Annotated in this window: 18 protein-coding genes; 10 read left to right on the top strand and 8 right to left on the bottom strand. The window is 71.8% G+C overall.

The window, feature by feature from the left end:
• Positions 1-5: 5 nt before the first annotated feature.
• Positions 6-1,283 (top strand): APC family permease, encoded by a 1,278-nt coding sequence (locus IE255_RS34420; RefSeq protein ID WP_190054339.1) that lies wholly within the window; start codon positions 6-8, stop codon positions 1,281-1,283.
• 20 nt (positions 1,284-1,303) lie between these two features.
• Here IE255_RS34420 and IE255_RS34415 read toward each other — a convergent pair whose 3' ends face one another.
• The 3 genes from IE255_RS34415 to IE255_RS34405 all read right to left on the bottom strand — a co-directional run bounded on the left by IE255_RS34415 (position 1,304) and on the right by IE255_RS34405 (position 3,133).
• Positions 1,304-1,606 carry an Rv3488 family transcriptional regulator gene (locus IE255_RS34415; RefSeq protein ID WP_190054338.1) on the bottom strand — a complete coding sequence of 101 codons (303 nt, stop codon included), beginning with the start codon at positions 1,604-1,606 and terminating at the stop codon, positions 1,304-1,306.
• A 100-nt stretch (positions 1,607-1,706) separates the two neighbouring features.
• Complete coding sequence (gene arsB, locus IE255_RS34410) at positions 1,707-2,828, bottom strand: ACR3 family arsenite efflux transporter (protein ID WP_190054337.1); 1,122 nt, start codon at positions 2,826-2,828, stop codon at positions 1,707-1,709.
• Positions 2,825-3,133 carry an ArsR/SmtB family transcription factor gene (locus IE255_RS34405; protein WP_190054336.1) on the bottom strand — a complete coding sequence of 103 codons (309 nt, stop codon included), beginning with the start codon at positions 3,131-3,133 and terminating at the stop codon, positions 2,825-2,827. Before IE255_RS34405 ends, arsB begins: the two co-directional genes overlap by 4 nt.
• Positions 3,134-3,201: 68 nt before the next feature.
• Between IE255_RS34405 and IE255_RS34400 the strand changes: the two genes are divergently transcribed.
• The 6 genes from IE255_RS34400 (at position 3,202) to IE255_RS34375 (ending at position 10,097) form a co-directional block, all read left to right on the top strand.
• Positions 3,202-3,624: an arsenate reductase ArsC gene (locus IE255_RS34400; RefSeq protein ID WP_190054335.1), complete on the top strand. Its 423-nt coding sequence runs from the start codon at positions 3,202-3,204 to the stop codon at positions 3,622-3,624.
• A 366-nt stretch (positions 3,625-3,990) separates the two neighbouring features.
• Positions 3,991-5,493 (top strand): SulP family inorganic anion transporter, encoded by a 1,503-nt coding sequence (locus IE255_RS34395; protein WP_190054334.1) that lies wholly within the window; start codon positions 3,991-3,993, stop codon positions 5,491-5,493.
• A 70-nt stretch (positions 5,494-5,563) separates the two neighbouring features.
• On the top strand, positions 5,564-6,055 hold the full coding sequence (locus tag IE255_RS34390; protein ID WP_190054333.1) for a DUF2975 domain-containing protein: 492 nt from the start codon (positions 5,564-5,566) through the stop codon (positions 6,053-6,055).
• Complete coding sequence (locus tag IE255_RS34385; RefSeq protein WP_190054332.1) at positions 6,055-6,300, top strand: helix-turn-helix domain-containing protein; 246 nt, start codon at positions 6,055-6,057, stop codon at positions 6,298-6,300. Before IE255_RS34390 ends, IE255_RS34385 begins: the two co-directional genes overlap by 1 nt.
• Positions 6,297-7,451: an NAD(P)/FAD-dependent oxidoreductase gene (locus IE255_RS34380; protein WP_190054331.1), complete on the top strand. Its 1,155-nt coding sequence runs from the start codon at positions 6,297-6,299 to the stop codon at positions 7,449-7,451. Before IE255_RS34385 ends, IE255_RS34380 begins: the two co-directional genes overlap by 4 nt.
• Positions 7,452-7,595: 144 nt before the next feature.
• Complete coding sequence (locus IE255_RS34375; protein WP_229906720.1) at positions 7,596-10,097, top strand: transglycosylase domain-containing protein; 2,502 nt, start codon at positions 7,596-7,598, stop codon at positions 10,095-10,097.
• Positions 10,098-10,140: 43 nt separating this feature from the next.
• Here IE255_RS34375 and IE255_RS34370 read toward each other — a convergent pair whose 3' ends face one another.
• Together IE255_RS34370 and IE255_RS34365 are read right to left on the bottom strand one after the other, a co-directional pair.
• Positions 10,141-10,689 carry a GNAT family N-acetyltransferase gene (locus tag IE255_RS34370; RefSeq protein ID WP_190054330.1) on the bottom strand — a complete coding sequence of 183 codons (549 nt, stop codon included), beginning with the start codon at positions 10,687-10,689 and terminating at the stop codon, positions 10,141-10,143.
• Between the two features lie 41 nt (positions 10,690-10,730).
• Positions 10,731-11,765: a type II toxin-antitoxin system Phd/YefM family antitoxin gene (locus tag IE255_RS34365; RefSeq protein ID WP_229906719.1), complete on the bottom strand. Its 1,035-nt coding sequence runs from the start codon at positions 11,763-11,765 to the stop codon at positions 10,731-10,733.
• Between the two features lie 168 nt (positions 11,766-11,933).
• Between IE255_RS34365 and icmF the strand changes: the two genes are divergently transcribed.
• From icmF to IE255_RS34350, 3 genes are all read left to right on the top strand, one after another.
• Positions 11,934-15,164 (top strand): fused isobutyryl-CoA mutase/GTPase IcmF, encoded by a 3,231-nt coding sequence (gene icmF / locus IE255_RS34360; RefSeq protein ID WP_190054328.1) that lies wholly within the window; start codon positions 11,934-11,936, stop codon positions 15,162-15,164.
• A gap of 227 nt (positions 15,165-15,391) precedes the next feature.
• Positions 15,392-16,015 (top strand): ferredoxin reductase domain-containing protein, encoded by a 624-nt coding sequence (locus tag IE255_RS34355; RefSeq protein ID WP_229906718.1) that lies wholly within the window; start codon positions 15,392-15,394, stop codon positions 16,013-16,015.
• 125 nt (positions 16,016-16,140) lie between these two features.
• On the top strand, positions 16,141-17,370 hold the full coding sequence (locus IE255_RS34350; RefSeq protein ID WP_308280919.1) for a PP2C family protein-serine/threonine phosphatase: 1,230 nt from the start codon (positions 16,141-16,143) through the stop codon (positions 17,368-17,370).
• Between the two features lie 34 nt (positions 17,371-17,404).
• Here the strand turns inward: IE255_RS34350 and IE255_RS34345 are convergent, their stop codons facing one another.
• Genes IE255_RS34345 through IE255_RS34335 form a run of 3 tightly spaced genes read right to left on the bottom strand, consistent with a single transcriptional unit; the run spans position 17,405 to position 21,965 of the window.
• Complete coding sequence (locus IE255_RS34345; protein WP_190054327.1) at positions 17,405-19,147, bottom strand: ABC transporter ATP-binding protein; 1,743 nt, start codon at positions 19,145-19,147, stop codon at positions 17,405-17,407.
• Positions 19,144-20,883 (bottom strand): ABC transporter ATP-binding protein/permease, encoded by a 1,740-nt coding sequence (locus IE255_RS34340; protein WP_190054326.1) that lies wholly within the window; start codon positions 20,881-20,883, stop codon positions 19,144-19,146. Before IE255_RS34340 ends, IE255_RS34345 begins: the two co-directional genes overlap by 4 nt.
• Positions 20,880-21,965, bottom strand: a complete 1,086-nt coding sequence (locus IE255_RS34335; protein WP_190054325.1) for a nitroreductase family protein — start codon at positions 21,963-21,965, stop codon at positions 20,880-20,882. Before IE255_RS34335 ends, IE255_RS34340 begins: the two co-directional genes overlap by 4 nt.
• Positions 21,966-21,972: the final 7 nt, after the last annotated feature.

Below are 21,972 nucleotides of genomic sequence, written 5' to 3'. Positions count from 1 at the left end.
GCGCCATGACCACATCCCCGACCGCCACCGGTATCCCCGACGAACTCCGGCGGCGGCTGGGCGTGTCCGACGCGGTGGTGATCGGCCTGGGGTCGATGATCGGCGCCGGCATCTTCGCCGCGCTCACCCCCGCCGCGCACGCGGCCGGGTCGGGACTGCTGCTGGGACTGGCCCTGGCGGCCGTGGTCGCCTACTGCAACGCCACCTCCTCGGCCCGGCTCGCGGCACGCTATCCGGCCTCGGGCGGCACCTACGTCTACGGCCGGGAGCGGCTGGGCCCGTTCTGGGGATACCTGGCGGGCTGGGGTTTCGTGGTCGGCAAGACCGCCTCGTGCGCGGCGATGGCCCTGACCGTGGGCGCCTACGTGTGGCCCGGCCAGGCCCACGCGGTCGCGGTGGCCGCGGTCGTGGCGCTGACCGCGGTGAACTACGCCGGGGTGCAGAAGTCCGCCTGGCTGACGCGCGCCATCGTCGCGGTGGTGCTGGCGGTGCTCGCCGCGGTGGCGGTCGCCGCGTTCACCTCCGGCGCGGCGGACGGCGCCCGGCTGGACGTCGGCTCGGACGCGACGTTCGGCGGTGTGCTCCAGGCGGCGGGGCTGCTGTTCTTCGCGTTCGCCGGGTACGCGCGCATCGCCACGCTCGGGGAAGAGGTACGGGACCCGCAGCGGACCATCCCGCGGGCCGTTCCGCTGGCCCTGGGGATCACGCTGGCCGTCTACGCGGTGGTCGCCGTCGCGGTGCTGACGGTGCTGGGGCCGCAGAAGCTGGCGGAGGCGACCGCGCCGCTGTCGGACGCCGCGCGGGCCGCGGGCGCGGACTGGCTGGCGCCGGTCGTGCGGGGCGGGGCGGCGGTGGCCGCGCTCGGCACGCTCCTGGCACTGGTGCTCGGCGTCTCCCGTACCACCCTGGCCATGGCCCGCGACCGGCACCTGCCGCACGTGCTGGCCGCCGTGCACCCGAGGTTCCAGGTGCCGCACCGGGCCGAGCTCGCGGTCGGCGCGGTGGTGGCGGCGGTCGCGGCGACGGCGGACGTGCGCGGGGCGATCGGGTTCTCGTCCTTCGGCGTCCTGGCCTACTACGCCATCGCCAACGCCTCCGCCTGGACCCTGTCACCCGAGGAGGGCCGCCCGGCCCGGGCGATACCCGTGATCGGGCTGATCGGCTGCGCGGCCCTGGCCTTCGCCCTGCCGGGAACCTCCGTCGTCGCGGGCGCCGCGGTGCTGGCCGCCGGGGCCGGGTGGTACGGCGTACGCCGCGTGACCGCCGCGCGCCGTACCCGGTGACGGTGCACGGTCGCCGGCTCTCAGACCTCGTCGCCGAGGACCTCGCGGGCGAGTTCCCGCAGGGCCCTGCGGTCTTCGGCCAAGGCCTCTTCCCCGGCTCGGGTGGCCTGGTAGACGCGGCGGGTACGGCCGTCCACGACTCGCTGTTCGGAGACCAGCAGCCCGTCCGCTTCCAGGCGGTGCAGGGTGGGGTAGAGGGTGCCGGGGCTGATGTCGTAGCCGTGTTCGGCCAGTTCCTTGGTCAGCCACGCGCCGTGGACCTCGCCCTCGGCGGCGTGGTGCAGGATGTGCAGCCGCACCGCACCCCGCTGGAACTCCCGCACCTGTTCCCCTCCCCGCCCCGCCGGGCTGTTCCGCATCCGATATCGGAACCGCAAGTCTAGGCGGTGTTCCAGGAGGGAGCGGTCCGGTCACACAGCCGGATCACGTGTCCGCCCGGCGGATCGGCAGGCCGTGCCGCTCGGCGGAACGGGCGGTGAACTTCCTGCGCCAGGCCAGCGACACGTAGACGAGCGCGACCAGCACCGGCACCTCGATGAGCGGGCCGACGACCCCGGAGAGGGCCTGGCCGGAGGTGACGCCGAAGGTGGCGATGGCCACCGCGATGGCCAGCTCGAAGTTGTTCCCGGCCGCCGTGAAGGCCAGGGTGGCGGTGCGGTCGTAGGCCAGGCCGATCGCCTTGCCCAGGGCGAAGGTGCCGAACCACATCACCGCGAAGTAGACCAGCAACGGGACGGCGATGCGGGCCACGTCCAGCGGCTGCGAGGTGATCGTCCTCCCCTGGAGGGCGAAGAGGATGACGATCGTGAACAGCAGGCCGTACAGCGCCCAGGGACCGATCTTCGGCAGGAAGCCGGACTCGTACGTCTCCCGGCCCAGTTTCCGCTCGCCGATACGGCGGGTGAGGAACCCGGCGAGCAGCGGGATGCCGAGGAAGATGACCACGTTCAGGGCGATCTTCCCCATGGAGATGTCGAGGTGCTCGCCGTGGCCCAGGTTCAGCCAGCCGGGCAGCAGGTCGAGGTAGAACCAGCCGAGCAGGCCGAACGTCAGGACCTGGAAGACCGAGTTGAGGGCGACCAGCACGGCGGCGGCTTCGCGGTCGCCGCAGGCGAGGTCGTTCCAGATGATGACCATGGCGATGCAGCGGGCCAGGCCGACGATGATCAGGCCGGTGCGGTACTCGGGCAGATCCGGCAGGAAGATCCACGCCAGCGCGAACATCACCGCCGGGCCGATCAGCCAGTTGACGACCAGCGACGAGATCATCAGCTTCTTGTCGCCGGTGACCGCGTCGAGCTTGTCGTAGCGGACCTTGGCCAGCACCGGGTACATCATGATCAGCAGGCCGAGGGCGATCGGCAGCGAGATGCCGCCGATCTCGACCTTGGCCAGCGCGTCGTTCAGGCCTGGGACGGCGCGGCCGAGGCCCAGGCCCACGGCCATGGCGAGGAGGATCCAGACGGCGAGGAAACGGTCGAGCGTCGACAGCTTCGCGACGACCGAGGACTCTTCGGCGGTCGCGGACGCTTCGGTGCGGGTCACGGGCAGGCCCTCTTGTTGTCGGCGGCGGTCCGGGCGGACTCGGCCAGGTCGGCGAACTGGCCGGCGAGCGAGGCGATGACGTCCGGGCGCAGCTTGTAGTACGTGTACCGGCCGCACGGCTCGGTCTCGACGACCCCGGCCTCGCGCAGCACTCTCAGATGGTTGGAGAGGTTGGTCTGCCGGGCGCCGGTCTCCTCCACCAGGTGGGTGGTGCACAGCGTCTCTCGGGCGAGCAGGGTCACGATCCGGAGCCTGAGCGGGTCGGCCAGAACCCGGATCAGGTCAGTGTCGACTGACGTCATCATGGGCTGATACTGTCACATCACCCTGAACTGATACCAGTCGGGCCTGATCTGCCGAGAAGGAAGAACCGATGCCCTCCTCCAGCCCGCTCGCCTCCGTGCTGTTCGTCTGCGTTCACAACGCCGGGCGCTCCCAGATGGCCGCCGGCTTCCTCCACCACCTCGCGGGCGACCGGGTCGAGGTCCGCTCCGCCGGCTCCGTCCCGGGTGACAAGGTCAACCCGGCAGCCGTGGAGGCCATGCGGGAGGTCGGCATCGACATCTCCGACGCCCGGCCGAAGATCCTGACCACCGAGGCCGTCCAGGCGTCCGACTACGTCATCACCATGGGCTGCGGCGACGCCTGCCCCCTCTTCCCCGGCAAGAAGTACCTCGACTGGGCCCTGGAGGACCCGGCGGGCAAGGGCGTCGAGGCCGTCCGCCCGATCCGCGACGAGATCAGGACCCGGATCGAGGCCCTGATCGCCGAGATCGACGCCGAGCAAGAGGCGTGAATCTCCAGTAGGACACACGGCCTCAGGACCTCGGAGCGGGCGGCGGGAACCGCGAGGCCGGTCTCCTGGTCGTGCCGGGGTAAGTCCCGTTGACACCTTCAGCCGTGTCGGGGCCGACGAAGCCCCCGGCGAAGACCGAGGTCCGCAGGAGAGAGCGTGCGCATGCCCCTGATGCCCGGCGCCGCTGCCTGCCCACCGTGACCCTTCGCCCTCCAGCAGTAGCCGTGTCCCTCGCGGTCACCGCGCTGCTCCCCACCGCCGGTCCGCCGCCTGCGACTCCGTAGCCGGGCGCTCCGGCTTTTTCCCGCCTTCCCGCGCGCCCGTCGTGATGCCGGGCGTGCCCGAGCACGACAGGTTTCTCTCGTCTTGTCCTCCTCCGCCGTGTCCCCGGCCGCGTGGCTGCGCGGCTCCCGACGTCCGTCCTGGCTGTCCGATCCGAAGGTGCTGCGCACCGAGGTGCTGGCCGGGCTCGTGGTCGCCCTGGCGCTGATCCCGGAGGCGATCTCGTTCTCGATCATCGCCGGAGTCGACCCGGCGGTCGGCCTGTTCGCCTCGTTCACGATGGCCGTGACCATCGCGATCGTCGGCGGCCGGCCGGCCATGATCTCCGCGGCCACCGGTGCCGTGGCCCTGGTCATCGCCCCGCTCAACCGCGAGCACGGCTTCGGCTACCTCGTCGCGGCGGTCATCCTGGCCGGCGCCTTCCAGATCGTCCTCGGCGCGGTCGGCGTCGCCCGGCTGATGCGGTTCGTGCCGCGCAGCGTCATGGTCGGCTTCGTCAACTCCCTCGCGATCCTCATCTTCATGGCGCAGGTACCGGAGGTGACGGACGCGCCCTGGGCGGTCTATCCGCTGCTCGCCGCCGGGCTGGCCCTGATGGTGTTCTTCCCGAAGGTCACCACCGTGGTCCCGGCGCCGCTGGTGTCCATCGTCATCCTCACCGTCCTCACCGTCGCGGCGGGGATCGCGGTGCCGACCGTGGGAGACAGGGGCACCCTGCCGTCGTCCCTGCCCGTGCCGGGTCTGCCGGACGTGCCGTTCACCCTGGACACGCTCACCACGATCGCCCCGTACGCCCTCGCCATGGCCCTGGTCGGCCTGATGGAGTCGCTGATGACGGCCAAGCTGGTCGACGACATCACCGACACGCGCTCCTCCAAGACCCGCGAGTCCGTCGGCCAGGGCGTCGCCAACATCGTCACCGGTTTCTTCGGCGGCATGGGCGGGTGCGCGATGATCGGCCAGACGATGATCAACGTACGGGTGTCCGGGGCCCGCACCCGGCTGTCGACGTTCCTGGCCGGCGCGTTCCTGATGGTGCTGTGCGTGGTCTTCGGGCCGGTCGTCTCCGACATCCCGATGGCCGCGCTCGTCGCCGTGATGGTCATGGTGTCGGTGGGCACCTTCGACTGGCACTCCATCGCGCCGAAGACGCTGAAGCGGATGCCGGCCGGAGAGATCACCGTCATGGTGGTCACCGTGGCGTGCGTGGTCGCCACGCACAACCTCGCGGTCGGTGTCGTCGTCGGCTCGATCACCGCCATGGCCGTCTTCGCCAAGCGCGTCGCCCACCTCACCGAGGTCACCGCCGTCACCGGCCCCGACGACTCCACCGTCGTCTACCGGGTCACCGGCGAGCTGTTCTTCGCCTCCTCCAACGACCTCGTGGGCCGGTTCGACTACGCCGCCGGCCCCGGCAAGGTCGTCATCGACCTGTCCGAGGCGCACATCTGGGACGCCTCCTCCGTCGCCGCCCTGGACGCCGTCCAGGCCAAGTACGAACAGCGCGGCAGGACCGTCGAGATCACCGGGCTGAACGAGCCCAGCGCACGGATGCACGGCACGCTCAGCGGCGAACTCGCCGGGTAAGGCGTCTCCCCCTTGCCCTACCTATCGAAACTCGATAGATTCCCATCGCGTTTCGATCAAAGGGGCAATGATGGGGAAGATCACAGTGCTTGCGCTGCGTGCCGTACTGGTGGCACTGCTCGCCGGTTCGGTGTTCGTACAGACGGTGATGGTCGCGCTGCTGGCCAACGGCATGGACGACGGCGTCCTCGCGGGCCGGCGCGTGCCGATCGCGCTGATCGTGGTCCTGGGCATCCTGACGGCCCAGGTCACCCTGGTCTGCGTATGGCAGCTGGTGACGATGGTGCGACGCGGAAACGTGTTCTCCGACGGCGCCTTCCGGTACGTGCACATCGTGATCGGCGCGTTCGTCGCGGCAGCGCTCCTGGTCTTCGCGCTGGGCGTGGTGCTGGCGCCGGGTGAGGCCGTGGCACCGGGCATCGTGCTCCTGCTGGGCGGGGTCTCCCTCGGGGTCTTCGCGGTCGCCCTGATCGTGCTCGTGCTGCGGATGCTGCTCGCCCAGGCCGTCGCGCGGGACGTCGAGGCGGCACGGATGCAGGCAGAACTGGCCGAGGTGATCTGATGCCGATCGTCGTCGACATCGACGTGATGCTGGCCAGGCGGAAGATGTCCGTGGGCGAGCTCGCCGAACGCGTCGGGATCACCCCCGCCAACCTGGCGGTGCTCAAGAACGGCCGCGCCAAGGCGGTGCGCTTCACCACGCTGAGCGCGCTCTGCGAGGTGCTGGAGTGCCAGCCCGGGGACCTGCTGCGCTGGGAGGCCGAGGACCTCGCGGACGAGGCCACGCCTGCGGGACGCCGGCTGTGAAACCAGCCGACATCCACAGCCTCGGGGCCACTGCCCGTACCGACGTCCTCGTCGTCGGCGCGGGACTGGCCGGCCTCCACACCGCCACGCTCCTCGCCCGGCACGGCCACGAGGTGCTCCTGGTCGACCGGCGGACCAGTCTCGCCGGCGCGATCCGCACCACGGGAATCTTCGTACGGAAGACGCTCGACGACTTCCCGCTGCCCCCCGAGCACCTCGGCCCGCCGATTCGACGGGTGCTCCTCTACCCCCCTGACCTGCGCCGCCCGGTCAGCCTGGTCAGCGCCCGCGACGAGTACCGCGTGGGCGACATGGCGCCCCTCTACACGGCGACGGCGGCCACCGCGGCCGCCGCCGGGGTGCGGATCGCGCTGGGCACGCGCTACGCCGGCCGTCAGGACGGCACCTTCCGCCTGGTGGGCCGCGACGGGCCGACCGCGGTCTCGGCACGGTTCGTCGTCGGCGCCGACGGAGCCCGCTCCAGCGTCGCCCGGGACCTCGCGCTCGACCGGAACCACCACCTGCTGGTCGGGGCCGAGGAGGTCTTCGATCTGCCCGGGCACGACGAGCCGCCGACCTTCCACTGCGTGCTCGACCCCACGCTCGCTCCCGGCTACCTGGCCTGGGTGATCAACGACGGGGAGCACGCGCATGTCGGCGTCGCCGGCTATGCCGACCGCTTCCCGGAGGGACTGCGCCAGGCGCTGCGCCGGTTCAGCGCGTCGGCGCCCGGGCTGGCCTCCGCGGACCGACCGGAAGCGGTGGAGCGGCGCGGCGGCCCGATCCCCGTCGGTGGCGTGCTGCGCCGGATCAGCTGCGCCGACGGGCTTCTGGTGGGGGACGCGGCGGGCGCGGTCTCCCCGCTCACCGCCGGCGGTCTGGATCCGTGCCTGCGGCTGTCGGAGTTCGCGGCCGCCGTCCTCGACGACGCGCTGCGGACCGGGCGGCCGGACGCCCTGTCCCCTTACGACGGTGCCGCGCTGCGCGCTCGCTTCCGAGGTCGGCTCACGCTGCGCAGGGCTCTGGCCCAGGTGCGCACACCGGCCATGGCGGCGGCGGCCTTCCCCCTGCTGCGCACGCCGCTCGGCCGGGCCGCGGCCGGCCGGGTCCTCTTCGGCGACAAGTCCTTCCCCACCCCCGCACGCAGATGACCACGAGCCCGCTGCCGGTCAAGGCGGTGCACAGGATCGGAATATCTGCGCGATAAGCCGGTCAACATCAGCCCAAACCGTCCGCCCCGCGCATATACGGCCGCTTACGCTCATGCCCTCCCATCTCACCGAAGGCAAGCAAGCATGAGCGATGGCCGCAGCGAATCCCCCTGGCCGGACGGCGAGTACGCCGCACACCGCGGCCGCGGCCTCCAGGAGGCAGCGCCCGCGGGCGGGCAGGCCCGGATGACGCGTGCGGAGATGCGCAGGTCCGCCCAGGCGGCGAACCGGGGGTCGGCGCGCCGGAAAGGCAGGGGCCCGGCACGAGGCGTCCCGGGGAGTGCCAGAACCTCGTCGCAGGGACGGCCCTCGGGCAGGCGGCGGCTCATCGACTATCCGCGGGCGGGCAGACGCGGCGTGCGGCGCTGGCTGCCGTCGTGGAAGCAACTGGCGGGCGTGTTCCTGACGGTGTGCGGCAGCCTGCTCGGTGCGGCGGTCTACGCGTACGCGACCGTGTCGATTCCCAGCGTCAATCCGGACACGCAGACCCAGGCGAACACCTTCTACTGGTCGGACGGCTCCCAGATGGCGGAAGTCGGCCAGGTCGACCGGCAGAACGTGACCCTCTCCCAGGTGCCCCGCTCCGTCCAGTGGGACTTCCTCGCGGCCGAGAACGCCTCGTTCTACACCGACCCCGGTGTCGACCCGGAGGGGATCCTGCGGGCCGTGTACCACATGGCGGAGGGCGGCGAGGTGCAGTCCGGGTCGACCATCACCCAGCAGTTCGTGAAGAACACGTACCTCAACCAGAGCCAGACCCTCTCGCGCAAGCTCGACGAGATCATGATCTCGTTGAAGATCGGCGGGAAGCTCAGCAAGCAGCAGATCCTCCAGGGCTACCTCAACACCTGCTACTACGGCCGGGGCGCCTACGGCATCGAGGCGGCGTCCGAGGCCTACTACGGCATTCCCGTGCAGAAACTGACCGTCAGCCAGGGCGCGTTCCTCGCGGCCACGGTGAACGCGCCCAGCGTGATGATGAACGCCGACGACCCGCAGCAGCGGGCACCCGCCCTGGCCCGCTGGAAGTACGTGCTGGGGCGGATGGCGGCCATCGGCAAGATCAGCGCGGCGCAGAAGGACCACTACCTGCGCGCCGGTTTCCCGACGCCCGAGCCGATGCGCGGGCGCGGCTCGATGGGCGGGCAGATCGGCTACCTGGTCCAGACCGCCGAGCAGTACGTCGAGCAGCACTCGTCGATCTCCGACCAGGAACTGAACCAGGGCGGCTACCAGATCTACACGACCTTCGACAAGCACCGGGTGGCCGAGCTGAGCGCCTCGGTGGCCGCGATGCGCAAGCAGCACCTCGACCCGGCCCACCGGGCGGCCGACCGGAACGTCCAGGTGGGTGCCGCCTCCGTCGACCCGACCACGGGCGCGATCGTCGCCCTGTACGGCGGGGACGGGTGGAACAAGGGGCACTACACCGACAACGCCGACAGCTCCGGCGTGCCGGTCGGCTCCACGTTCAAGCCCTTCGACCTCGCCGCCGCGCTCGACCACGGCGCCGTGCTCTCCCCCGGCCAACCGCCGTCCCCCATCACGCCGGAGAGCAAGTTCGACGGCGACGACGGCATCAGGATCAAGAACCAGCAGGGCCAGTACCTCCCGGACGGCAGCGACCCCACCGGCTTTCTGCACCAGCAGAACGACACGCCCACCAAGTGGGGTTACATCACCCTGCGCAAGGCCATGGAGCAGTCGGTCAACACCCCGTACGTCCAGCTCGGCGAGTACGTCGGCTACGACAACGTGGAGAACGAGGCGCTGGATGCCGGTCTGCTGCGCAGCAGCCTCCAGTACGACACGGCCGGCTTCTACATCGGCACCTCCACGCCCTCGGCCATCCGGATGGCCGACGCCTACGGCACCTTCGCCGACCAGGGCATCCGCCACCAGCCCTACTCCGTCACCAAGGTCCTGCACGCCGGCCGGCAACTGCCCGGGTTCCAGGCACCCGCCGGCGCCCGGGCCATGCCCGCCTCGACCGCGAACACCGTGACCGGCGTCCTCCAGGACGTCGTCAAGCACGGCACCGGCACCAACGCCCTCGCCCTGGGGCGGCCCGCCGCCGGCAAGACCGGCACGACCGACGACTACAAGTCCGCCTGGTTCATCGGCTACACACCGCAACTGTCCACAGCGGTCGCCATGTTCAAGGAGAACCCGAAGGACACGGGCCTGCAGTCGATGGCCGGGGTCGGCGGCTACAGCAAGGTCTTCGGCGCCGACATGCCCACCCAGGTCTGGCTCGGATACATGACCGCGGCACTCCAGGGCCGGCCGGTCCTCTCCTTCCCCGCCGCGCCACAACTCGGCAAGGGCGCGAACGAGAACGGCGCGCCCTCCGCACCCCCGTCGCCGTCCCCCAGCGCACCCACTGCCCCCACACCCACCCCGTCGACGCCCTCTCCCACACCGTCCCCACCGTGCGGCGACCTCCCCGGCGGATGCGGCTCACCCACCCCGTCGCCCTCCCCCTCGCAGACCGGCACGGACTCCACGGGTGGTCTCTTCGGCCCGGGAACCGGAGGCCGGGGGCAGGGAGTCGTCCCGGGGCCGTCGATGCGTCCGCAGCACTGAGGCTGGACCAACGAAGGGCCGCTCGGAGGGCCAACGGCCGAGCTCAGCCGGACGGCGTGCCCGAGGACCACACGCCGAACCACTGCTCGGCGCCGTACTCCTCGAACCGCGCCACCTCGGTGAACCCCAGCTTCGCCGCGAGGCGCATCGCGCGGTCGTTGGCGGTCTGCGTGGAGAGCACGACCGGCTCACCGGGAAGCGCGACGGCGAACCAGTCGAGTACCGCCGCGCACGCCTCGGCGGCGTACCCGCATCCCCACGCCTCGGGCAGGAACATGTAGCCGAGTTCGGTCTCCCCGGCATCCGGACGGACGTGCCCCGGACGCTCCGCGTCGCGCCGATCGAGCGTGACCATGCCGATCATCGCTCCGTCGAGCTCGACCACGAAGAGGCCGGGGCGCCGCCCGGGCACCTCGGGCACCGCGCGTTCGAGCTCGTCACGCGGTCGAGAGCCACCGACGTAGGTGCCCACCTCCGGCGACGCGAACAGCTCGATGAACGCCGCTCGGTCCCGGGCCTCCGACTCGCGGAGCACGAGTCGTGCGGTCCTGATCGGGGCTGGCGGCCAGGCGACGGCTCCGAGTTGAGTCATGGCGGGCAACCTATCGCACGCGCTTCGCCGACGAGGTCTGCTCAGCGTTGGGCCGGGCGGGCGCAGCGCACGTGTCCGGACGTGATTCCGTCCCTTGGCAGGGACAGGCCGAAGGCTCGTTCCAGTCCGGCGAAGAACAGCGCGATGCCGTCCGTCCAGTCGGTGGCCTCTTCCGCGCGGCGGATGTGCGGGTTGAGGAAGGCCAGCGGCGCGTTCGGGGCGAAGGGTGTCTCCCCCGGGGTGTACCAGATGAGTTCGTACATGTCTCGCCGTACGTCGCTGCTGTCCTCGAGCGGGAAGGGGTTCTGGTACACCCCGTCCTTGGTGTAGCTGAAGTTGTAGATGCCCCTGGCCATGGTCGCCGTCAGCGTGATCCGCTGCGCGGGAGGCGGGTCCAGGGTGCGGGAGAAGGCGTTGCGGAAGTCGTGGTAGCCCAGCCACGTCCACTCGCCGCCTTCTCCGAAGGCGAGCACGCGATGGAGGTCGTCCGTGCCTTCGCGCTCGTCTCGCTCCCGCACCTGATGCAGCAGCAGCCCGTCGGTGATGTCCTGAGCGTCGGCCCCGTAGGCGAGGGCGATCTCTTCGGGAGCGGGTCCCTTGATGAACTCGAGTACCGTGAAGGGCTGTTGATGTCTCCAGTCGTCGGCGATCCACGCTATGCCGTCGCCGACCGGGGGCTGGCGGGCGAGAAACTCCTCGAACGCGGCCGCCTGCTTCGGGTCCATGTAGCCCTGGCGGCCGATGCGCGCGTTGGTCTCGAGCCACTCGAGCTCGTCCACGGACCGTAGCTCGGCCACGATCACACGGTCCCGTGTGAACGTCATCCGCACCCCGTCGTTGTACACGTACCGCACGTATGAGCCCTGCCGCTCCGGGCCGACCGGGCGCTCCTGCACCGATCTCGGCCGGGGTCTCGGGCCGCCGTACAGGCGTTGCGCGAAGTGCTCCACCTCGGCCAGCTCGGCCGCCGGGAGGAGCACGCCCGTCGGCTCACCGCCGTCGGTGACGCGCACCCGCTCGCCCGTCTCCTCGACCCGGCCGACCAGGCGCTCGAAGTCCGTTAAGAGTTCGCCCATGTCAACGCTGTTCATATGCCCGGACACTACTGGAAGTGGCGTACGCCACGGTCCACAGCATGCCCGGGCTGTGCCTCCGGTCACACCGGCATGACCTTCTGCGATTTATTAGGACGTCCTAGTATCTCGGTAGCCGGTGTTCCGTCACCCCGCCCGAGAGGCCCCCCGATGAGCGATCTGCACAGTCCCGTGCACCCCGTCCGCCTGGTCACGGCGTCAGCGCTGTTCGACGGGCACGACGCGTCGATCAACATCATGCGGAGGATCTTCCAGTCGCAGGGCGCCGAAGTGATCCACCTCGGACACAACCGGTCGGTGCAGGAGGTCGTGGACGCGGTGATCGAGGAGGACGCGCACGGTGTGGCGGTCTCCTCGTACCAGGGTGGCCATGTCGAGTACTTCGAGTACCTGGTCGCGTCGCTGCGCGAGCGGGGAGCGGACCACATCCGCGTGGTGGGCGGCGGGGGCGGGGTGATCGTGCCCGAGGAGATCGCCCGGCTGCGCACGAGCGGGGTGACCATCTTCTCCCCCGAGGACGGGCAGCGGATGGGCCTCGCGGGGATGATCAACTCGGTGGTGCGGGACTGCGACTTCGACCTCTGGGACGGCAAGCCCACCGAGGCGGCTGCCGTCCTCTCGGGTGACCGGTTCGCGACCGCCCGGGCCATCACCGGCGCGGAACTCGGCAAGCTGCCCCCGGGGTTCCTGGACCAGCTGCGTGCCGCCGCGGCGGCTCGGGTGGTGCCGGTGCTCGGCATCACCGGCACCGGCGGCTCCGGGAAGTCGTCGCTGACCGATGAACTGGTGCGCCGGTTCCGTGTCGACCAGCAGGACAAGCTGCGCATCGCGGTGATCGCGGTCGACCCGACCCGCCGCCGGGGCGGGGGCGCCCTGCTCGGCGACCGGATCCGGATGAACTCCCTCGACGGCAACCGGGTGTTCTTCCGCAGCCTGGCCACGCGCGGCAGCCGTGAGGTGCCCGAGCACCTCTCCGCCGTGATCGATGTGGTCAAGGCCGCAGGATTCGACCTGGTGATCGTGGAGACGCCGGGCATCGGCCAGGGCGACGCGGCGATCGTGCCGTTCGTCGACACCTCGCTGTACGTGATGACGCCGGAGTTCGGCGCCGCCTCACAGCTGGAGAAGATCGACATGCTCGACTTCGCCGACGTGGTCGCGGTCAACAAGTTCGAGCGGCGCGGTGCCAAGGACGCCCTGCGCGACGTGAGCCGGCAACTCGTGCGCAACCGGGAGGCCTTCGACAAGAGGCCCGAGGACATGCCGGTGTACGGCACCTCTGCCGCGACCTTCAACGACGACGGCGTCACCGCGCTCTACCAGCATCTGAAGACGGCCCTGAGCGAGCGAGGACTGCCGCTGTCCCAGGGCACGCTGGCACCGGTCGAGGTACGCCACTCCTCCGGGATCCGGCAGGTGGTGCCCGCCGACCGCGTCCGCTACCTGGCCGAGATCACCGAGACGGTCCGCGCGTACCACGCCGAGACGGAACTGCTCGCCGAGGCGGCCCGGCGGGTACAGCGTCTGGACCTCGTCAAGGGCGAGCTCGTCGACTCCGGCGCCGACGCCGGCAATGTGGACGCGCTGCTCGACGACGCCCGCAAGCGCCTCCCGCACGACATCGCGGAGCAGATCGGGAACTGGCCCGCCGTCGTCGAGTCCTACTCGGGCGACGAGCAGGTCGTGAAGGTACGGGACCGGGAGATCCGCACCCGGTTGACCCGCGAGTCCTTGTCGGGCAACAAGATCCCCCGCGTGGCACTGCCCCGGTACACCGATCACGGGGAGCTGGTCCGGTTCTGGCGGCGGGAGAACCTGCCCGGGTACTTCCCGTTCACCGCCGGGGTGTTCCCCTTCAAGCGGGACGGCGAGGACCCGGCGCGCATGTTCGCCGGCGAGGGCGACCCGTTCCGCACCAACCGCCGCTTCAAGCTGCTCTCCGAGGGCCAGCCCGCCACCCGGCTGTCCACCGCCTTCGACTCGGTCACCCTCTACGGCCGCGACCCCGACGAGCGCCCCGACATCTACGGCAAGGTCGGCACCTCCGGCGTCTCGGTGGCCACTCTGGAGGACATGAAGGCGCTCTACGACGGCTTCGACCTGACCGCACCGACGACCTCGGTCTCGATGACGATCAACGGTCCGGCACCCACCGTGCTGGCGTTCTTCCTCAACACCGCCATCGACCAGCAGCTCGACCGGTTCCGGGCCGCCGAAGGCCGCGCCCCTTCGGCCGACGAGGCAGCCGAACTCCGCGCCCGCGCACTGGCGAACGTGCGCGGCACGGTGCAGGCCGACATCCTCAAGGAGGACCAGGGCCAGAACACCTGCCTGTTCTCCACCGAGTTCTCGCTGCGGATGATGGCCGACATCCAGGAATGGTTCATAGCTCACCAGGTCCGCAACTTCTACTCGGTGTCCATCTCCGGCTACCACATCGCCGAGGCGGGCGCGAACCCGATCAGCCAGCTCGCCTTCACCCTCGCCAACGGCTTCACCTACGTCGAGGCCTACCTGGCGCGCGGCATGCACGTCGACGACTTCGCCCCGAACCTGTCGTTCTTCTTCTCCAACGGCATGGACCCCGAATACTCCGTGCTCGGCCGGGTCGCCCGCCGGATCTGGGCCGTGGCGATGAAGAAGAAGTACGGCGCCAACGAGCGTTCGCAGAAGCTGAAGTACCACGTCCAGACCTCCGGCCGCTCGCTGCACGCCCAGGAGATGGACTTCAACGACATCCGCACCACCCTCCAGGCACTCATCGCCATCTACGACAACTGCAACAGCCTGCACACCAACGCCTACGACGAAGCGGTCACCACCCCCACCGAGGAATCCGTCCGCCGGGCCCTGGCCATCCAGCTGATCATCAACCGGGAATGGGGCCTGGCGATGAACGAGAACCCTCTCCAGGGGTCGTTCGTCATCGACGAGCTCACCGACCTGGTCGAGGAAGCGGTCCTCCTGGAGTTCGAGCGGATCAGCGAACGCGGGGGCGTGCTCGGCGCCATGGAGACCGGCTACCAGCGGGGGCGCATCCAGGACGAGTCGATGCTCTACGAGCAGCGCAAGCACGACGGCACCCTGCCCCTCATCGGGGTCAACACCTTCCGCAACCCCCAGTCGGACACCACCGAGCCCGGCGTCATAGAACTGGCCCGTGCCACCGAAGAGGAGAAGCTCTCCCAACTCGAGCGCGTACGAGGCTTCCAGACCCGCCACCACGACGAGGCACACACCGCGCTGACCGCCCTCAAGGCCGCGGCGGTCGGCGGGGACAACGTCTTCACCGTGCTCATGGACGCCGCCCGGGTCTGCACCCTCCAGCAGATCACCGAGGCCTTCTTCGAGGTCGGCGGCCAGTACCGGCGCAACGTCTGACCCGCCGACAACGGCCGCTCCGCTGGTCTGCCGTCAGGTCCACCCACTGACGCACGACGCCACCACGTTCGTGTTCGAGTACGCCGAACCCCGGCTGTTCCGGCATGATCCGGGCCAGTTCGTGACGCTGACCGTCGACATCGACGGCCGGCCGGTGCAGCGCTGCTACACCCTCTCCTCACCGCCCACCCGCCCCTTCCTGCTCTCGCCTCAAGCCGGGCGACACCGTGCGGGCACACGGCCCGCTCGGCGAGTTCACCACGGCCCGGCACCCGGCTTCGAAGTACCTCTTCCTGTCCGGCGGCGTCGGAGTCACCCCGTCCATGGCGATGGCCAGGACGCTGTACGACCTGGCCGACCCGGCCGACGTGGTGTTCGTGCACAGCGCCCGCTCCCCGCGCGACATCGTCTTCCGCCACGAACTCGACCTCATCGCCGCGACCGCGCCCAACATCCGGGTCGTCCACGTCTGCGAGGAGGTCCGCCCCTACGAACCCTGGGGCGGATACCGCGGCCGGCTGACGATCGAGACGCTCCGGCAGGTCGCGCCCGACTTCCTCGAACGCGAGGTCTTCACCTGCGGACCCGCCCCCTACATGGCCGCCGTACGGCGGATGCTGTCCGACGCGGGCCTCGACATGGACCACTACCACGAGGAGAGCTTCACCTTCGAGATACCGACCACGCCTTCGGACGCGGCGACCGCCACCGCCACGGGCTCCGGTTTCAAGGTCGAGTTCACCCGCAGCGACCGCACCTCGACATGCAGCACAACGGTGGTATCCGCCCCCGCGAGATCGCCCAGAACAAGATCCTCCTCTGCTGCTCGAAACCGACGGAAAACGTCGTGATCGACGCATGACCTTGCCCTGACACCCCGTGGCCGACGTGTGCTCTCGCCGCGTGCCGCCCGTCATGCGCCCGGGTCGCCGACCCCCCGTGTCCGGTGTTGTGATGGGTGCGGGAGAAAGGGACGGTGGTGGAGCGCGACCAGGCAGCCGGGCCCGGGAGGCCCGCTGCGGAAGGTTTCCGGCATGCCGAGCGGGCGGTCGCCGCGATCGGTACGACCCTCGACGCGCGTACGACGGCCGCCGAACTGGCCGCCTTTCTGACCGAGGAGCTCTGCGAATCCGCGACCGTCGAACTCGTCAGTCCCGACGAGCAGCTGACCGAACCAGGAGATTTCCTGCGTCGTGCCGCGACAGCCGGCCGACATGATCTTCTGGAGAGGCTGGAGAAGATCCAGCGCCCCGAGGACGTGCGCGTCCGTGCCCTGGACGCGGGCCACCCCATTGCCGCCTGCTTCACTCCGCCCAGCGGCGCCGGGCTGGCCGCCCTGGCGGTGCCGCTGCCGGCCCGGGGCCGGACCTACGGGGTGGTCCTCGCGCTGCGAACCGGTCGGCCGTTCGACGACGACGAGACGGCGACGGTCCAGCACACCGCCCGGCTGGCCGCCGCGCATCTGCGGCACGCCCACGAGTACCAGGAGGTCAATGCGCGGGTGTGGGACCTCCAGCAGGTGCTGCTGGCCGACCCTGGCCGCCCACACCCGAACGTGGAGCTGGCAACCCGCTACCTCCCCGTCGGCAGGAGCGCGCTGGTGGGCGGGGACTGGTGCGAGACCGTGCGACTGCACTTCGGCCGCACGCTGCTGGTCATCGGCGACGTGATGGGGCACGGGCTGGACGCGGCGGTCGACATGAACGCCTACCGCACGCTGCTGCGCTACGTCGCCGCCACCGACCTGCCGCCCCACCGCATCCTGCGCCGGGTGGACGCGACCATGTGCGAGGAGCGCGGGCGCCGCCCGGCGACGTGCCTGCTGGCGCTGCTGGACCCGGCACGCGAGACCGTCGCCTTCGCCAGCGCGGGTCATCTTCCGCCGGTCGTCTTCCACCGCGACGGCACCGCCGAGCTGGTCCCGGCCCCCGTCGGTCCTCCCCTCGGCACGGGGTTCGGCGCCTACGAGGTGGCTGCCGTGCCGGTCGCAGCGGACGACACGCTGGTGCTGTTCACCGACGGACTGGTCGAGCGGCGCGGCGAGGACATCGACACCTCCCTCGCCCGGCTGGCCACCCTCCGGGTACGCCCCGGCCAGCCGGTCTCCCGCCTGCTGGACGAGATCCTGGGCCGGCTGGGCGCTCACCAGGCCGACGACGACGTCGCCGCCCTCGCGGCCCGCATCCGGCACCGCGGCTCACCGTGAAACGGCGCCGGCACCACCGCCGAACGCGGTGGCGTCAGGACGCCGTCACAGCCAGTACACGGCTGAGTGCGCTGTCGGGGCGGGCGGTGAGTTCCTCCCAGGTTCCTTCCTCGGCGATACGGCCGGCTTCGAGGACGGCGATGCGGTCGGCGCGGCGGATGGTGGCGGGGCGGTGGGCGATGACGATCGTGGTGCGGTGTCCCTTGCCGAGCGCGGTGGCGAGTTGGGCGTCCGAGAGGTTGTCCAGGTGGGCGGTGGTCTCGTCGAGCACGAGGATCTCGGGCTCGGCCAGCAGGGCGCGGGCGAGAGCGATACGGGCCCGCTGGCCGCCGGAGAGGGTGGCTCCTCGCTCGCCCACGAGGGTGTCCAGGGCGGCGATCCGGTCGACGCCGCACAACCGGGCTGTTTCGGCCAGCAGTTGTTCGTCCGCATCGGGTGCCGAGAGGCGCAGGTTGTCGGCGAGGGTTCCGTGGAAGAGGGGGGTGTCCTGGCCGACCACGGCGACGGCACTGCGGAGTTGGGCGTCGGTCAGGTCACGGAGATCGACGGGGTCGTCTCCGTCGGGCATCAGCTGGACGGCTCCCGTGGAGGGGTCCCAGAAGCGGGCCAGCAGGTGGGCGCAGGTCGACTTGCCGGCCCCCGAGGAGCCGACCAAGGCGAGGGTCCGGCCGGCGGGAACCGTCAGGTCGACGCCGTCCAGTACGGGCAGGCCCCCGTAGTCGAAGCTCACCCGGTGCAGCCGGACGCCCAGTGGGCCCGGGGGAAGCGGGCGGGGTGAGGCGGGCGGCGGGGCGGGCGCGGGGGCTTTCAGGGCCGCGTCGACGCGGGCGGCCGCGGCGCGCAGTCCCACGGCCTGGCTCAGTGCCCGGGCCGACTCGGCGACCGGGCCGAGCACCGACAGGGCCAGTGCCATCGCCGCCGGGGCCCATGCGCCGTGCAGCCGCCCGGAGGTCACGGACTGGGCCGCGGCGGCCACCACGCCCAGGACGGCGACGACGATGAGGGCGTCACGGACGGCGGCGGCCGTGGCCTCCCAGGTGGCCTCGGCCCGCTGGGCCTCGCCCACCTTCCGGCCCTGTCCGGCGAGCCGGCGCCGCCGCTCGGCGAGTCCTCCGAAGGCGAGCAGCTCGCGCAACCCGTCGACGGTCTCCACGGTGTCGGCCGAGAGCTTCGCGGAGGCCGCCCTGGTGCGGGCTCCCCGGGTCGCGCGCCCGCGCGCCTCGGCGAAGGGTGCCACGGCGAGCACTGCGGCGACCGGCAGCACCGCCGCCGGCAGCCATGGCTCCACGGTGGCCAGTGCCGTGACTCCGCCGGTGAACACCACGCCGGAAGCGAGGAGTTGGGCCGTGGTGTGGGCGTAGAAGAACTCCAGGGCTTCCACGTCGGCCATCGCGGTGGCGGCCAGGTCTCCGCTGCGCTTGCCGGCCACCCGGGCGGGTGCGCTGCGGGCGAGCCCGTCGAAGATCCGCACGCGGAGTTCGGCCAGCACCCGGTAGGCCAGGTCGTGCGAGAGGTCCATCTCGTGCCAGGTCGTCAGGGCGCGTACGAGGACGAGGACGACGAGGGCGGTGACCGTACCGGCCGAGGGGGCGCGGTCCTCGATGACGGCGGTTCCGACGGTGTGCGCGGCCAGCGTCAACAGGGCTACCAGCGAGCCCTGTTCGACGAGGGCGGCGGCGCAGGTGCGGGCCATCATGGCGCGGTGCCCGGCGAGCGCGGGCAGCAGGGCGCGCAGCGAGCCGCGCGCGGGCAGGGAGTCGGCCTGGGTGCTGCTCATGCGGCGAGCCCTTCTTCATGGGTGCGGCCCGCCTCGACGAGCTCTGCGTAGACGCCTCCGGCTTCCACGAGGGCGGCGTGTTCGCCGACGGCGTCCACGCGCCCGCCGTCCAGCACCACGATGCGGTCGGCGTGCCGGACGGCGGCGAGCCGGTGCGCGACCACCAGGACGGTGCGGCCGCCCGCGGCGTCGAGCAGTTCGCGGACGATGTCCGCCTCGCGGCGTTCGTCGACCGCGCTGGTGGCCTCGTCGAGGACGAGGACCGGAGCATCGGCCAGCAGGGCGCGGGCGAGGGCGAGTCGCTGGCGCTGGCCGCCGGACAGGGTGGCGCCGCGTTCGCCGAGGACGGTGGCGTAGCCGTCGGGGAGGGCGATGATCTCGTCGTGGATGCCGGCGGTGCGTGCCGCCCGTATCAGCTCGTCGTCCGTGGCGGCCGGCCGGGCCAGGCGCAGGTTCTCGGCGATGGTGGCGTGGAAGAGGTACGTCTCCTGTGAGACGACGGCGATGCCCTGCGGCAGCGAGGCGAGCGCGTACTCGGACACGTCGCGGCCGCCGATGGTGATCCGGCCCCGCTGCGGGTCGCGATGGCGCAGGAGCAGGGCGAGCAGCGTGGACTTGCCGGCGCCCGACGGGCCGACGATGGCCGTGGTGCGCCCTGCCTCGGCGGTGAAGGTGACCCCGTGCAGTGCGGGAGCCGCCGCACCGTCGTACGTGAACTCGACGCCCCGGAAGCGCACTTCGGGCGGGGTCGGCCAGTACGCCTGCGTTGTTCCCGTATCGGGGACCGCGGGTTCGGCGGTACGCAGCGCCGCGAGCCCGTCCGCGGCCGACACGCCCAGGTACCCGGCGTGCCACTCGCGGGACAGGTCGCGGACGGGCCGGAAGCACTCGGAGGCCAGGAGCAGCACCAGATAGGTGCCCGTCGCCGTGGTGGATCCGGTGACGGCCGACCAGCAGCCGAGCAGCGCGGCGGCCACGACGCCGCCCTGGATGGCCAGATCGGTCAGGCCGGTGTCGACGAGCGACACGCGGAGCTTGGCGACGGTCGCCCGGTGCAGTGCCGCCGAACGCTCCTGGAGCCGTTCCCGGGCACGCCCGACGGCGCCCGCGGCCCGTAGGGCGGGCATGCCCTGCAGGGCCTCCAGGTAGTCGGCGCCCAGACCTTCGTAGGTGTCCCAGTGCTCCTTGCCGCGCTTGGCGAGCAGCCGGTCCCAGGCGCGCGGCCCGGCGAGGGCGAGCAGCAGGGCGGGGACGAGGCCGAGGAGTGCGCGCGGTTCGATGACGGCCAGGGCGGCGAGCAGCAGGGGCGGCACGGTGAGGGTGATGAGGAGCTGGGGCAGGTAGCGGGAGACGTAGGCGTCGACGCCCTCCACCCCGTCGACGAGTGTGGTGCGGACGGCCCCGGCGCGTGCGGTGGTCAGGTGTGCGGGTCCCAGCCGTCCGAGGTGGGCGAGGAGTTCGTCCCTCAGGCGCACCCTGACCTGTGCGCCGGCCCGGGTGGCGGTACGCCGCTGCCAGGTGCCGAGCAGGGCCCGGGCGGCGACGACGCCGAGCACGGCTCCGAGGAGGAGGGGGATCCGGTTGGTGTCGCCCCGGGCCACGTCGGCGAGGGCAATGGCGAGCAGCGCGGCCTGCGCGAGGTGGGTGAGGGTGACGGCGCCCTGCAAGGCGGCGGCCGCCAGCAGGGGGCGCCGGGCGTGCCCTGCGGCGCGGCGCAGCTCGGGGTGGACGATCACGGGGTCCTCTCCTCGGGATGGGTGGCGCCGAGGGCCAGGCCGTGGACGACCCAGTCCCTGCCGGGCGCGGCGCCGAGCGCGGCGCCCAGGTCGGCCTGCTGCCAGGAGCCGACGGGACGGGCTGCCAGCCCCTGTCGGACGGCGGCCACGTGGGCCAGGTGGACGGCGAGTCCGGCGCGCAGGTGTGCCCGGCGGATCAGCGGTGCTCGGGCGTCCGTGGGACAGCCGTAACCGAGCAGGACGGCGCCCGCCTCCGCGATCCATGCCTGGCCCGCGGCCCAGGCGGCGAGCGTCGGCCGGGCCTCCCCCGCGGCGAGTCGCCGCAGCGTGCCGTCCGGAGCCAACTCGGCGAGGTGGGGCTGCGGTTCGTCGACGGCCACGCACCAGGACAGCTCACCGCCGCTCGCGTCCACGGCGGTGGCGAGCAGCGCGCTCAGGGCATCGTGGGGCGGGGTGCCCCGCAGCGGTGGCGGGGCGCTGCGGCGGGCGAGCAGCTGGTCAGGTGTGGGCCCGTCCGGGCGAAGACGGTGCGCACCCTCGGGCGGGCCGAAGTGCACCGTGGCCAGGGGGTCTTCCGTGAGCCCGTCCAAGCGGAGTACGGGTTCCGCGAGGCCCAGCGCCCGCCCGGCGAGCAGCAGTGCCGCGGCGGCGTGCCCGGTGTCCAGGAGGATCAGCGGCCAGGCGCGGTGGCCGTAATGGGAGGTTGTGCGCCGCGGGGTGACGGAGAGTTCGACGGTCGCTCCGGGCGACGCCTCGTCGGGTCCGGGGCCGAGGCGGTGCACGCGGTGGGCCAGGGGGTCGTAGCCGTAGCGTCCGGGCGGCAGCGGGCAGTCGGTGCCGACGGCGAGTCGGGCGTCCACCGGGTGGAGTGCGCCCGCGGACGGGGCGGGCCGCAGCCGCCCGGCGGCGTCGGAGGCCGCGAGCGAGAGGCGGAGGAGCAGATTCAGATCGAGTTCCCCGGGGCCGGGCTCCGGCAGGCGGCCCGGCGGTCCCGGCCACGTGCGGACGGCACGGCCTGCGGGCGTGTCCGGGCCTGGCTGCTCGGGACGACGGGCGCGGGCGAGGGCGGTGACGAGATCCACGGGGCCC

Origin of the sequence: Streptomyces lomondensis, from assembly GCF_014651035.1 — a bacterium.
Classification (GTDB): domain Bacteria; phylum Actinomycetota; class Actinomycetes; order Streptomycetales; family Streptomycetaceae; genus Streptomyces; species Streptomyces lomondensis.
The sequence above is the reverse complement of the archived record's forward strand: the minus strand, read 5'-3'. Positions and strand labels throughout refer to the sequence as shown.